We start from the raw sequence: 13,374 nt of genomic DNA, 5'->3' as shown, positions 1-13,374 counted from the left end.
TAAACGCCTATGTTGAATCAATTATCACCTCATCACTATCACACTGTGTTGGTGTGGTACTTGGTTCAGCATTCGCTGTCGAGTTTCAGCAAAATTCAGCAGCACTTTGGTGGTTGTGAACAAGCAACACAACCGCATCGTTTCTCAGAATGGTCACAACTGGGCTTACACGCCAACCACTTAAAACGTTTAACCGAATTTCAAAGCCCTCAGGGTCAACAACAATTCCAACAACTACTTGATCTGGTTTGCAAATATAGCGATTTTATTTTAACGCCTGAAGATCTGGGTTATCCCACTCAGCTCTTACCTTATGCAGATCGTCCTCCCATTTTATTTGGACAAGGTCAGGCACAGGCCTTATTACAACCACAGATTGCCATGGTGGGCAGCCGTAAACCGAGTCCACATGGACGCCAAGTCGCTTATGATTTTGCCTATTATCTAAGTGAAAAAGGCTTTTATATCAGCAGCGGACTCGCACATGGGATTGATCAGGCCGCACATCAAGGTGGATTGGCACATCAACGGACCATTGCAGTGACGGGTACAGGCCTCGATAGCGTCTACCCTGCTCAGCACAAACAACTGGCACAACAAATTACCGAGTCTGGAGCCATCGTAACTGAGTTTCTACCGACCACGATGCCCTTACAACAACATTTTCCACGGCGCAATCGTATTGTCAGTGGTCTTAGCCTCGGTGTCTTAGTGGTAGAAGCGGCACTCAAAAGTGGTTCATTAATCACCGCAAATGAGGCAGCAACCCAAGGTAAAATGGTATTTGCGATTCCTGGGCATATTTATAGTGAACACCATCAAGGCTGTCATCAACTGATTCGCGAAGGTGCGATTCTAGTCGATCATCCCGAACAGGTCATCGAAGATTTAGCGCTACCGACGCAATGGCAAGCCCAACAACACCCAACTAATGAAGCCAGTACTGCTCCTCCGCCAAGCCTGCCCACACATTTGATTGCGTTGTATCAGAGTCTGGACTGGATTGGACAAGATTTGGATCAATTGGCGCTACGTCATCCAATCACAATTGCAGAGCTGACCGCCCAATTAATGGAATTAGAATTACTCGGTTTATGCATGCAACAAGCAGGACGCTATTTACGTTGTCGTCCAATGCATTAAACTAGTCATACTCTCTCCTGTTTTCACATACATCCCATGATTACTTCCTCTATTTCTGAAGCAGCTCAACTTTTAAAACAAGGACAAGTTCTGGCTTATCCGACAGAAGCAGTTTGGGGATTGGGTTGTGATCCCTTCAATGAGCAAGCGTTTCAGAACATTTTAGAACTCAAACATCGTCCCGTTGAAAAAGGCGTGATCTTATTGGCTGGGCATTTAGACCAAGTTGAACATTTACTGCAAGGCTTGAGTGCTGACCTGCGTCAGCAAGTGATCGCCAGTTGGTCGAATTGTCTTGAGACAGAACGTGCCACAACGTGGCTACTCCCTGCTGATCAAAGTATTCCAACATGGATCAAAGGCCAACATCCTTTGGTCGCAGTTCGTGTCACGACACATCCGCTGTGTATGCAGCTATGCCAGAAATTTGGCGGCTTTATTGTCTCTACCAGCGCCAACCCAGCAGGTCTCTCACCCGCACAAAGCTTAGAAGAAGCACAGCATTACTTCAAAACTTCATTACATTATCTCGAAGGTGATTTAGGGTTGAGCCGAGAACCAAGTCGCATTTTGAATGCACAGACAGGTGAAGTTGTTCGCGCCTAATTAGGTGAATAGCGGACAAAAAAAAGCTCAGTTATATAGGGATAACTGAGCATAAAAAGGATGTGTATAATCACATCCAGAGGGTTCGTAAATTTGGTGAGCAACTTATTCATTCTAAAAATGAATCATCTTGCTGTGGTTGCTATTATGAGGGAATCGTCTCATTTATACAAATATATTATTTATCTAACAAAAAGTGTGAAAAGCGTACCAATTTTGTCACTTCATCATTTTCAATAAAATTATATTTATATTTTTATTCAGCTTTTTTTTGATCATAAATTTAGTAAATCTTAAAAATATATTTGCAAATCATATAGAAAGCACAGTCATCAAAAAATATTTTTGGTGCGTTTGTTGTTATTTTGAGCAAACGCACCGCTTTATTTCACATTTATGCTGCAGGTTCTGCCAATTGTGCAGGCGCTTTCACCGTTTTCTTCTGCGCCATAATGATCCCCAGCAGGATCATCAGACCGCCAATGCTATGATAAATCGTCCAGTGCTCTGACAACCAGAAACTGGCAATAATCGCAGTAAATACTGGCATTAAATTCATGAAAATACTGGTACGATTTGGGCCAATGGCTTGTACTGCGACCATCCATAATAACGGGGCAATTAATGAAGGGAACATGCCCGCATACAGAACACTCGCAGCATTCTGTGCATTAATCCCATCTAGGCCAAACCAGAGCAAAAATGGGACGTGATACAGCAATGCAAAACCAATTTGTACATACAAGCTGCTTAATAAAGGAAGCTGTAGCTGCCATTTTTTCAAGAACACGCCATAAAACGCATAGAAACCTACAGCCAATACCATGACTGCATCGCCCCAGTGCCCGCCTTGATCAAATAAGTTTGACAGGTGACCTTGGCTCATTACATAGATCAAGCCAGCAAAAGATAAGAGACTACCAAAAATGGCAAAACGATTCGGTGCATCTTTTAAAATGAAATAAGAGATAAAGATGGTAAAGATCGGGACAAAGGCATTCACAATGCCCATATTGGTCGCCGTGGTATAGTGCGCCGCGGTATAAGAAAGACCTTGATACAACACCATACCAAAAGCACTAAGTACGGCCAATTTAGGAAGGTAAGGCACAATTAAACTACGCTGTTTCCATACTTTCGGTAACATAAACGGCGTTAAAATCAGAAAGGCGACTAACCAGCGGTAAAAACTGATACTGACGGGTGAAATATAGTCCGCCACATAGCGTGTCACCGCAATATTCAACGACCAAATCAAAACCGCAATCAAGGGCAATACGAAGGCCCATTTCTGGTATTTACTCAACTGACCCATCATTTTCTCACCATATCTCAGCAATGAGAGTATTGTGGAAGATGTCCAAAATAATTGAAATATCGTATTTCAGACATTTATATCGCTGTCACGACATCGTGGCTTAAAACAGCTCCCACCCGCGCATCGCGTGTTCAACCACCTTATGAAGTTGTGCAACAGTCGCCCCATCTCGTGCTTGAATGGTTAGTCCTTGCACAACTGTTGCATAGAAGTCGGTCATTTCCTGTAAAGGCGCTGTTGCTGACAAATCACCGTTGGCAACGCCCTGCTCTAAACGCTCAAACAGTTTTTGCTTGGTCTGCAAGCGTTTTTCCAGAATATTGTGTTGCACCGCCTGTGCATTGTCCGAGCAGTTCATGGTTGCAACCACCAACATACAACCTGCTGGTTTATTCGGTTGAGCCAAACGCTTAACGTTGTCATATAGATAAAGCTCAAATGCAACTTTGGCGGTTTTGGCTTCTAAAAAAATAGGAACAATCGGACACGCTTCATGTGCCAAATAATAATCGATGCATTTATAAAACAGCCCAGCTTTATCACCAAAGCTACTATATAAGCTCGGTGCAGTCAGCTCTAGCGCTTGCGTTAAATCACTGATCGACGTGGCTTCATAACCATGCTCCCAAAATAGCAACATGGCTTTTTCCAAAGCCTGCTGCTCGTCAAAACACTTTGGACGGCCACGCTTTTTTTTCAAGCTGTCATCACAGGGTGTTGGCAGAGGATCAGGTGCATTTGTCATAACAGTCACAGGTATTTTCATAACGATCACTATCAAATTAATTGACGCAGCAACATTAATCAACTATTTTATTTTATATCGATCGTTATAAAAAATTACTACTTTTCAATTTTATTGTTATCTCACTAACAATAAAGGGAATTTTTATGGAAAACCCATCTGCAACTGACCTCAGCTCACTGGAGTCAAACCCCTCGCAAGGGAACTGGCTCGCATTGCTCTCTGTTACATTCAGCGCTTTTGCCTTGGTCACAGGTGAGTTTCTTGCGATTGGTGTACTCAATGACATCGCACGGGACTTTCAAGTCTCGGTTGGAACAGCAGGTCTAACCGTTTCATTAACCGCAATCGTCGGTATGTTTGCGGCAGTGCTGATACCAATTTCGGCGAAGACACTAGATCGACGCACTCTGTTACTGATGCTTACCCTGTTAATGATTGTTGCCAATCTTCTCACCGCATTTGCGCCTAACTTTATCCTGCTTTTAGTCGGACGTATCATTCTGGGCGTTGCCGTTGGCGGATTCTGGGCCACTGCCGTCGCCTTAAGCGGTCGCCTTGCACCACCTCATTTACCTATTGCCAAAGCAACTGCTTGGGTGGCCTTCGGAGTGACCTTGGCCAGTGTATTGGGGGTGCCGATGGGCACGTGGTTGGCTCAGTATAATGGTTGGCAGACCTCTTTCACTGCAATTTCACTGATGGGTGTATTCCTTTTTATCTTCCAGTATCTGTATCTGCCTCAACTCAAACCCGCCTCTTCATTGCGTTGGAAAGAACTTCCAATCCTGTTGCAACATCCTGCTGCGCGTAAAGGGCTGATCATCTTTATTTTTATGGGCTTTGCACATTTTGCAGCTTATAGTTATTTTTCTGCCTTTTTTAAACACCAGCTAGACTTCTCTGATGGTCTGATTAGCCGTTTACTACTGGTCTATGGGATTGCAGGGATTTTTGGCAATATTTTTGCAGGCTATCTGGGTCAGAAGAATATCCGTTATACCTTTGCAGTCAGTGCTATCACCTTCTTCTTTGCCTTTCTCTGCTTACCGCTGTCTGGAGCACATGTCGTCTCTGCAATCATATTAACTGCTTTATGGGGCTTCGCTTATGGCATTATCCCAACCGCAGTCAACATCTGGATGTTTACCCACGCACCTGAAGCCGTTGAAAAAGGCATGCCAATGGTGACATTGACCTTTTTAATTTTGATTGCGCTGGGCAGTATGTTTGGTGGCATTATCGTGGATTATTTTAATGGTACGGTCTTATTTTTCGCCATGCTGCCATTGGTCCTCTGTTCTCTGGTGTTGATCTTTACACTGGCACGCGGTCTCAACAATCCTAAAATCCATTATCAAAAACAATGATACAAGCCGAGAAGAAACTCGTCTTTGAGCAATAATCAATGGTCGCCGCTCTACAACGATAAGTTAAGGCGACCGCATTAATAATGTCCCGTTCCAGTATCAATTGTCCCAGCTATGCAAATTTCTCATAAGCCTTACAAATATTTTTATAACGATCACTATTAAATTAATTGACGACCTTGCATTTATCTACTATTTTATTTTATAGCGATCGTTATAAAAACTTAATTTATTCTTAACCCTTTTGTCATCTTAATGACAAATAAGGAAATTCACATGGAACAATCCTCTTCCTCAGATGCACGACCCATCGAAACCACACAAGGTAGTTGGTATGCAATTTTAGCTGTTGCCATTGGTGCTTTTGCATTGGTGACCAGCGAATTCTTGCCGGTAGGCGTACTGAATAGTGTTGCGGCGGACTTAGATATTTCCGTCGGGACTGCAGGTTTAATCATTACCTTGCCTGGGGTTATGGCAGCAATTGCTGCACCACTATTACCTATTTGGGTCAAACAACTTGATCGTCGCTATGTATTGATCTTATTGACTGCAATTATGGTGATTGCCAACACCATTACGGCATTTGCCGATAACTTCAATGTGTTATTGCTCAGTCGTCTAGTGCTCGGAATTTCAATTGGTGGCTTCTGGGCAACCGCAATCGCGCTCAGTGGTAAGCTTGCACCCCCACATTTACCCATCGCCAAAGCCACTGCAATTGTGATGGCAGGTGTTACTTTTGCAACTGTCCTCGGTGTTCCAATCGGAACATGGCTCAGTGAATTCTATGGTTGGCGAAGTGCATTCGGGATTACTGCGGTGATTGGACTACTGGTTTTGGTTCTACAAGTGATGTTCTTACCAAAACTGAAACCTGAGTCTGCCATTCATTTACGCGACCTACCTGCATTATTGCGCACCCCCAAAGCACGTAGCGGCATGATAATCGTATTACTGATTGGTCTTGCGCACTTCTGTGCCTATAGTTACTTGGCACCCTTCTTTAAAAATATTGCTGGTTTTAATGGGACCACCATTAGCTCATTGCTTCTACTTTATGGTATTGCAGGTATTTTTGGTAATGCCTTTGCAGGCTATAGCGGCAATTTAAATGTACGCTATACCCTTGCCTTTGTCGGAATCTGTTTTGCAATCGTGTTCTTTGGCTTCCCAATCTTTGCCATTCATGAGTTTGGTGCCATTGTACTGACAGCCTTATGGGGTTTTGCTTTCGGTGCTTTCCCGACCTCAGCCAATATCTGGATGTTTGTGCATGCTCCTCATGCCGTGGAAAAAGGGATGCCTCTGTTCGTCGGCATGTTCCAAGTCATGATTGCGACAGGTTCACTGCTCGGTGGTTATGTGGTTGATCATTTCAACGAAAATATCTTAATTTATGGTGTAATTAGTTTTGTTGCCTTAGCTTTGATTAGTATTTTTACTTTAGCCAAAGGCCTAAACAATCCTAAAGTGACCTACGAAAACTAAAATGAGCCCCTCAAATGAAGCATGATGTTGCTGAACAATTTCCTTTTTTACACGGTATAGAAGTGCATGAATTTCTATATCAAAAAGACGATATTGTCACACCTCATTCTTCACTTTGGGGTGATTTCAATTTCAGTTTGAATGGGACTTTAGAATTTGATATTGAAGGTCAATACTACCTATCACCACCGAGTTATGGATTATGGTTACCCTCACGAACCGAACACCAATCACTCCCTGTTGAGCATGAAATTCATTATATTTGTATCCGCCTACATCCGAAGTTTGGCGATTTTTTAGGGAATACTTGTCGTTGTTTTAGTATCGAACCTTTCTTTCGGGCATTGGTACTGCAAATTTTAGAGCAACAAAAACAAGCTGCTCCCCCTGAATATCTCGAACACCTGCTACAAGTGCTGTTCGATCAGCTCAAACAAGCACCTGCTTACTCACATTATTTACCCCAAAGTAGCCATCCCATTTTATCACCAATCTTAGAGAAGCTGTCTGATCCTGAGTTATTTAATAGCAGTTTACAGCAGGTATTACAGAACTTTACCGTGAGCGAGCGGCATGTTCTACGTTTGAGTCAACAAGAGTTACAACTGTCGCTGTCAGAATGGCGTAATCGTGCCAAGATTATTTTTGCCATCAACCAAATCCGCCAAGGGATGACCATTAAACAGTTGTCCTTTGCTTTGGGCTATCATCACAGCTCCAGCTTTATTGAGTTCTTTAAGCGCTATACAGGGCAAACACCGATTCAACTTAAAAATGCTTCTCTCTGAAATAAAGGCTTGGTTTTTCTGATTATTTGTATGGATTCATATCAAGAGCATTGCACTCTGCGGCAATAGCAGTTAAAACAAACGGGTATTGTCACAACAACAAATTAGGACGTATTCCATGAGCCAATCGGTTTATCACATTCCTGTTAAGGACATCAAAGGTCAAGACGTCGATCTCGATCAATATCAAGGCAAAGTCCTGTTGATCGTTAACGTAGCATCAAAATGTGGTTTAACACCACAATATGAAGGTTTGGAAAAACTGTATCAAGCCAAAAAAGATCAAGGTTTAGAAATTCTTGGTTTTCCTGCGAATAACTTCTTAGAACAAGAGCCGGGATCAAATGATGAAATTCAGCAGTTCTGCTCACTGAACTATGATGTGCACTTCCCGCTGTTCGCAAAAATCTCTGTTGCGGGTGAGGATAAACATGCCTTATATCAAACCCTGACCCAAGCGATTCCAGAGCGTCAAGGCGAAGGTCCATGGTGGAAAGACTTGGTCGATTATGGTTTAACGCCAAACAACCCACCAGAAGTGTTATGGAATTTTGAAAAGTTCTTAGTGAATAAGAATGGTGAAATTGTTGCGCGTTTTGCACCAGATATTACTGCGGATGACGAGCGTATTGTCAGCGCGATTGAAGCTGAATTAGCGAAGTAAACTTGAGAAACATCTATAGAAAAGAGCATTTGATCTGCTCTTTTCTATTCCAAACCTAGAAAGCCCTTCGTCACCCTGCATTTATCAAACTGTTGCTGAATTGCAAAAATCACTTCTTTCTCCACACTTTCTTATTATAGTGACCATCTCTTATAATCTGGTGTCGTTCAGCCATGATGGAAAATCTATCTCTCAAAGCCATTCTCTCTGTATCTACACTTGCTGCGGCATTAACGCTCACTGGTTGTGACCAAACCCCTCAAGAGAATGAACAAGCTGAGCAAACAACTACGTTTGAACAGGCAGACACAGCTTCTGAAAATGAAGAAAGTACAACATCAGTCACTCAGGATACCCAATCCTTAAGTCGTGGCAATATGTTGAACATCGCCCGTGATATTGCCAAGTTGCAAATCGAGACTGATGACTACGTCACGCTGCTTAAGCAATCACAAAGCAACCTTGAACAAGCGATTCAAGATAAAAATGTGCAGAGCCTGCAACAGACAACAGGTGCTTTAAGCCAAGAATTGAATGGTTTACATGATGCCTTACTGGCACTTAATTTAAAAAGTACGGAAGTAGATCAAATTCGCCAAAGCTTATTGAGTGCAAATCAACAGCTGCTGAATATGCCGCTATTACATGGTCAAACCGATCTTTCAAAAATTGATTTTGCCAAGATAGAAAAACAATTTAATACGATTCAAATGGATATGGTGAAACTAGCAACCTTAGTGTTGGGAAATAAAGACGAGTCAAATACTTAAAAGCATCGACTGTTTAACTTCAAATTGAGGTTTCAAAATAGATGAGACATAAAAAAGCCACCTTACGGTGGCTTTTTTATGTCAAACCTGCAAATTACAATGCGCGGTTTTTCATCTTACGAATCGTTTCGAGCTGACCTGCAATCTCAGATAGAGATGCGAGTGCAGCAGCAGAGTCCAAGTCACTCTTTTGATTTGCTAGCAATGCTTCAGCTTGTTTACGAGCATCCAAAATTGCAGCTTCATCTAAATTGTCAGCACGAACTGCAGTATCTGCAAGTACGGTAACAACATGAGGTTGAACTTCTAACACACCGCCAGATACATAAACGATTTCTTCTGTACCATTTTCCAACTGAACACGAATCGGACCCGGTTGGAGTAAAGTTACGAGTGGTGCATGCCCTGGTAAAATACCAAGTTCACCGCCCGCACCTTTTGCGATTAACATCGTAACTTGTCCAGAGTAAATTGACTCTTTAACACTTACGACATCACACTGCATAGTCGCCATGAGAATCTCCTTAAATTAGAGTTGCTAATTAAAGTTTCTCGGCTTTAGCAATCACTTCGTCAATACCACCAACCATATAGAACGCTTGTTCTGGGATGTGGTCGTATTCACCAGCTAATAGACCTTTAAAGCCACGAATCGTTTCTTTAAGTGGTACTAATTTACCAGGCGCACCAGTAAATACTTCAGCTACGTGGAACGGTTGAGAGAAGAAACGTTGGATTTTACGCGCACGGTAAACAACCAATTTGTCTTCTTCAGCTAACTCGTCCATACCCAAGATTGCGATGATGTCTTTAAGCTCTTTATAACGTTGCAATACGTTCTGTACAGAACGTGCAATTTCATAATGCTCAGCACCAACAACCAATGGATCTAACTGACGTGAAGTTGAGTCAAGTGGATCGATCGCTGGATAAATACCAGAAGATGCGATGTCACGGCTCAATACAACTGTTGCATCTAAGTGAGCAAATGTTGTCGCAGGCGATGGATCTGTTAAGTCATCGGCAGGTACGTATACTGCTTGGATCGAAGTGATCGAACCAGACTTAGTAGACGTAATACGCTCTTGAAGAACACCCATTTCTTCTGCAAGTGTCGGTTGGTAACCTACTGCAGATGGCATACGACCTAACAATGCTGATACTTCAGTACCCGCAAGTGTATAACGGTAGATGTTGTCGACGAATAATAATACGTCACGACCTTTACCATTTTCGTCTTTTTGATCACGGAAATATTCAGCCATGGTCAAACCAGTTAACGCTACGCGTAAACGGTTACCTGGTGGCTCATTCATCTGACCGTAGACCATTGCTACTTTGTCAAGAACGTTAGAATCTTTCATTTCGTGATAGAAGTCGTTACCTTCACGAGTACGCTCACCAACACCAGCAAACACAGATAAACCTGAGTGTGCTTTCGCGATGTTGTTGATCAACTCCATCATGTTAACGGTTTTACCAACACCCGCACCACCGAATAAACCAACTTTACCACCTTTCGCGAACGGGCAAAGTAAGTCGATGACTTTGATACCAGTTTCTAAAAGATCAGTCGAAGCTGCTTGTTCAGCATAAGAAGGTGCTTGACGGTGAATCGGCAAACGCTCTTCAGTCGCTACAGGACCCGCTTCATCAATCGGGCGACCCAAAACGTCCATAATACGACCAAGCGTAGCTGGGCCAACTGGAACAGAAATCGGTGCGCCAGTGCTAGTCACGTTAAGACCGCGTTTAAGGCCTTCAGTAGAACCCATTGCGATGGTACGAACGACACCATCACCAAGCTGTTGCTGAACTTCCAAAGTCGTTTCAGTACCATCAACTTGGAGAGCTTCATAGATCTTAGGAACGCTATTACGTTCAAACTCGACGTCGATAACCGCGCCGATGATCTGAATGATACGACCGCTACTCATTGCTGTCTCCTCAATTCAAAAATAATGTTAAACGGCAGCGGCACCACCAACGATCTCGGAAATTTCCTGAGTAATCGCGGCTTGACGCAGCTTGTTATAAATGAGTTGTAGGCTCTTGATGAGATCGCCCGCATTGTCAGTCGCTGCTTTCATAGCGACCATACGTGCAGATTGCTCACAGGCGATGTTTTCAATCACACCTTGATAAACCATAGACTCGATATAGCGGACCAACAAACCATTTAACAATTCTTCTGCTTCTGGTTCATAGAGGTAATCCCAACCATAAGTACGGTTAAGGTCATCACTCTCTTCTGCTGGTGCTAAAGGAACGAGTTGTTCTACTTTAGGCTGTTGTGTCATTGCATTGATGAAGCCATTTGATACGAGGTAGATACGATCTAATTCGCCCTTATCAAATGCATCAAGCATAATTTGCACTGAGCCCGTTAACTGTTCCAAACTTGGTGTATCACCCAACTGAGTGGTCACACCGAGCACTTTACCGCCGTAGCTCTTAAAAAATGAAACCGCTTTTTGACCAATCAAAGCAAATTCAACTTCAATTGACTGCTCTTGTTGTGCTTTGACATGCTGCACAACTTTCTTAAACAAGTTAATGTTTAAGCCACCCGCCAAACCACGATCTGAAGACACCACAATATAGCCAACGCGCTTAACAGGGCGCTCAACCATATAACGGTGCTTGTATTCAGGGTTTGCTTGGACTAAGTGAGCAATTACACGGCGCATATTATCGGCATACGGACGGCCCTGAGCCATGCGCTCTTGCGCACGACGCATTTTAGAAGCAGCTACCATTTGCATCGCGCGAGTAATCTTTTGCGTGCTCTTGATACTAGCTACTTTGGCGCGAATTTCTTTTAAATTTGCCATACGCTTAACCTAGTATTCGAAAGCTCTTGCGAGCTTCCGAAGGTTGATCCGTGAACCAAACTTAACTAAAGTTTTAGCTATTGCTAAAATTAGTAAGTTTGAGTCGCTTTGAAGCTTTCAATACCTGATTTGATTGCTGCTTCGATGTCTTTGTTATAATCACCAGTTTCATCGATCTGTTGCATTAACGCAGCTTGTTCAGAACGGAAGTAAGAAATTAACGCAGCATCAAAGTCTACGATTTTCTTCACTTCTACGTCAGCCATATAGCCTTCGTTAGATGCATAAACAGAAACAGCTTGGTCAGCAATTGAGTAAGGAGCATATTGTTTTTGCTTCATTAACTCAGTTACACGTTGACCATGCTCAAGTTGCTTACGAGTTGCTTCATCAAGATCAGAAGCGAACTGAGCAAACGCAGCCAATTCACGGTATTGTGCTAAAGCAGTACGGATACCACCAGACAATTTTTTGATGATCTTCGTTTGAGCAGAACCACCAACACGCGATACAGAGATACCCGCGTTCACAGCAGGACGAATACCTGCGTTGAATAATGATGTTTCTAAGAAGATCTGACCGTCAGTAATCGAAATTACGTTGGTTGGTACGAATGCAGATACGTCACCAGCTTGAGTTTCAATGATCGGTAACGCAGTTAAAGAACCAGTTTGACCAGTTACTGCACCGTTCGTGAATTTCTCAACATAATCAGCTGAAACGCGCGAAGCACGTTCAAGAAGACGCGAGTGAAGATAGAATACGTCACCTGGATACGCTTCACGACCTGGTGGACGACGTAAAAGTAATGAAATTTGACGGTAAGCAACAGCTTGCTTAGACAAATCATCATAAATAATTAACGCGTCTTCACCACGATCACGGAAGTATTCGCCCATTGTACAGCCAGAGTACGGAGCTAAATACTGCATTGCTGCAGGATCAGCGGCCGCAGCTGCGACAACAGTTGTATACGCCATAGCACCAGTTTCTTCTAGCTTACGTACCACGTTTGCAATTGTTGATTGTTTTTGACCAATCGCAACGTATACACATTTAATGCCAGAGTTTTTCTGAGCGATGATCGCATCGATCGCCATTGCTGTTTTACCAGTTTGACGGTCACCAATAATCAACTCACGCTGACCACGACCTACAGGGATCATGGTATCAACTGATTTATAACCAGTTTGAACAGGTTCGTCGACAGACTGACGCCAAATTACACCTGGTGCTACTTTTTCAACAGCATCAGTTAATTTTGCATCAATTGGGCCTTTACCATCAATTGGGTTACCCAAAGCGTCTACGACACGGCCAAGAAGTTCAGGACCAACCGGAACTTCTAATACACGACCTGTGCAACGAGCTTTTTGACCTTCTTGCAGGCTTAGGTAGTTACCTAAAACAACGGCACCCACTGAATCCTGTTCTAGGTTCAGTGCCATACCAAATAAGCCGCCGTCGAATTCGATCATTTCACCGTACATTGCATCTGCAAGACCGTGAATGCGCACGATACCGTCAGATACCATGACGATGGTACCTTCATTCTTCGCGGTCGCGCTGGTGTCCAGATCGCCGATACGCTGTTTAATGAGCGCACTGATCTCGGATGGATTCAGTTGTTGCATTGCGCTATTCC

At 43.1% G+C, this 13,374-nt stretch carries 13 protein-coding genes; 7 read left to right on the top strand and 6 right to left on the bottom strand.

Going from position 1 to position 13,374, the window contains the following annotated elements; translation table 11 throughout:
- Positions 1 to 9 precede the first annotated feature (9 nt).
- Entirely contained in the window at positions 10 to 1,143 is a 1,134-nt protein-coding gene (gene dprA / locus A7P55_RS13100) for a DNA-processing protein DprA (protein WP_171552424.1), read from the top strand.
- A gap of 36 nt (positions 1,144 to 1,179) precedes the next feature.
- The gene (locus tag A7P55_RS13095) at positions 1,180 to 1,749 is read left to right on the top strand and encodes a Sua5/YciO/YrdC/YwlC family protein (RefSeq protein WP_171552423.1); all 570 of its coding nucleotides are present in this window, start codon (positions 1,180 to 1,182) and stop codon (positions 1,747 to 1,749) included.
- A 394-nt stretch (positions 1,750 to 2,143) separates the two neighbouring features.
- Here A7P55_RS13095 and A7P55_RS13090 read toward each other — a convergent pair whose 3' ends face one another.
- Both A7P55_RS13090 and A7P55_RS13085 read right to left on the bottom strand, forming a co-directional pair.
- Positions 2,144 to 3,064 carry a DMT family transporter gene (locus tag A7P55_RS13090; protein ID WP_171552439.1) on the bottom strand — a complete coding sequence of 307 codons (921 nt, stop codon included), beginning with the start codon at positions 3,062 to 3,064 and terminating at the stop codon, positions 2,144 to 2,146.
- A gap of 103 nt (positions 3,065 to 3,167) precedes the next feature.
- A complete protein-coding gene (locus tag A7P55_RS13085; protein WP_171552438.1) occupies positions 3,168 to 3,812 on the bottom strand; it encodes a TetR/AcrR family transcriptional regulator in 645 nt (214 codons plus the stop codon).
- Between the two features lie 146 nt (positions 3,813 to 3,958).
- Between A7P55_RS13085 and A7P55_RS13080 the strand changes: the two genes are divergently transcribed.
- The 5 genes from A7P55_RS13080 (at position 3,959) to A7P55_RS13060 (ending at position 8,895) form a co-directional block, all read left to right on the top strand.
- Positions 3,959 to 5,182: an MFS transporter gene (locus tag A7P55_RS13080; RefSeq protein ID WP_171552422.1), complete on the top strand. Its 1,224-nt coding sequence runs from the start codon at positions 3,959 to 3,961 to the stop codon at positions 5,180 to 5,182.
- Positions 5,183 to 5,458: 276 nt separating this feature from the next.
- On the top strand, positions 5,459 to 6,673 hold the full coding sequence (locus tag A7P55_RS13075) for an MFS transporter (RefSeq protein ID WP_171552421.1): 1,215 nt from the start codon (positions 5,459 to 5,461) through the stop codon (positions 6,671 to 6,673).
- 14 nt (positions 6,674 to 6,687) lie between these two features.
- Positions 6,688 to 7,461 (top strand): helix-turn-helix transcriptional regulator, encoded by a 774-nt coding sequence (locus tag A7P55_RS13070; protein ID WP_004801994.1) that lies wholly within the window; start codon positions 6,688 to 6,690, stop codon positions 7,459 to 7,461.
- Positions 7,462 to 7,579: 118 nt separating this feature from the next.
- Complete coding sequence (locus A7P55_RS13065) at positions 7,580 to 8,125, top strand: glutathione peroxidase (RefSeq protein WP_171552420.1); 546 nt, start codon at positions 7,580 to 7,582, stop codon at positions 8,123 to 8,125.
- Between the two features lie 173 nt (positions 8,126 to 8,298).
- Positions 8,299 to 8,895, top strand: a complete 597-nt coding sequence (locus tag A7P55_RS13060; RefSeq protein ID WP_171552419.1) for a hypothetical protein — start codon at positions 8,299 to 8,301, stop codon at positions 8,893 to 8,895.
- Between the two features lie 94 nt (positions 8,896 to 8,989).
- Here A7P55_RS13060 and A7P55_RS13055 read toward each other — a convergent pair whose 3' ends face one another.
- From A7P55_RS13055 to atpA, 4 genes are all read right to left on the bottom strand, one after another.
- Positions 8,990 to 9,409, bottom strand: a complete 420-nt coding sequence (locus A7P55_RS13055; protein ID WP_004801986.1) for a F0F1 ATP synthase subunit epsilon — start codon at positions 9,407 to 9,409, stop codon at positions 8,990 to 8,992.
- A gap of 28 nt (positions 9,410 to 9,437) precedes the next feature.
- Positions 9,438 to 10,832: a F0F1 ATP synthase subunit beta gene (gene atpD / locus A7P55_RS13050; protein WP_004801985.1), complete on the bottom strand. Its 1,395-nt coding sequence runs from the start codon at positions 10,830 to 10,832 to the stop codon at positions 9,438 to 9,440.
- Positions 10,833 to 10,859: 27 nt separating this feature from the next.
- The gene (gene atpG / locus A7P55_RS13045) at positions 10,860 to 11,729 is read right to left on the bottom strand and encodes a F0F1 ATP synthase subunit gamma (protein WP_004801983.1); all 870 of its coding nucleotides are present in this window, start codon (positions 11,727 to 11,729) and stop codon (positions 10,860 to 10,862) included.
- 89 nt (positions 11,730 to 11,818) lie between these two features.
- Positions 11,819 to 13,363 (bottom strand): F0F1 ATP synthase subunit alpha, encoded by a 1,545-nt coding sequence (gene atpA / locus A7P55_RS13040; protein WP_004801981.1) that lies wholly within the window; start codon positions 13,361 to 13,363, stop codon positions 11,819 to 11,821.
- Positions 13,364 to 13,374: the final 11 nt, after the last annotated feature.

The sequence above is a fragment of the Acinetobacter sp. Ac_5812 genome, assembly GCF_013072695.1.
Taxonomy (GTDB): Bacteria; Pseudomonadota; Gammaproteobacteria; order Pseudomonadales; family Moraxellaceae; genus Acinetobacter.
This window is presented reverse-complemented; position numbering and strand designations above follow the sequence as displayed.